The following is a 285-nucleotide window of genomic DNA, read 5'->3' on the forward strand; positions in this document are numbered from 1 at the left end:
TGTGTTGCGGATCAGGTTATTGATCAGCTTCAGTACATCCTTATCATCCCGGACATACGCAAACGGGTTATAACACCAGGAAGTCTCCGGATTGATCAAATCAAAAACCCGGACTTCATATCCATTCCGTTCCAGAACACCTCCTGTTTTGCGCAGAAGTTCCGCTTTCGGATCTGTGATCACCATCGAGCAGTTGCACTGCATGATGTTCGGAATCGCATAGGTCCGACTCTTTCCTGCCCCGGAACCTCCGACTACCAGCACATTTAAATTTCGTTTATGCTT

General features: G+C 47.4%; 1 protein-coding gene. It reads right to left on the minus strand.

The features are described 5' to 3' along the window. Nucleotides 1–285 (minus strand): type IV secretory system conjugative DNA transfer family protein (locus DXC04_RS16000; protein WP_243112197.1); only part of this gene is annotated, 285 nt, incomplete at both ends.

Source organism: Dorea sp. OM07-5, from assembly GCF_003481355.1.
Taxonomy (GTDB): domain Bacteria; phylum Bacillota; class Clostridia; order Lachnospirales; family Lachnospiraceae; genus Dorea_D; species Dorea_D hominis.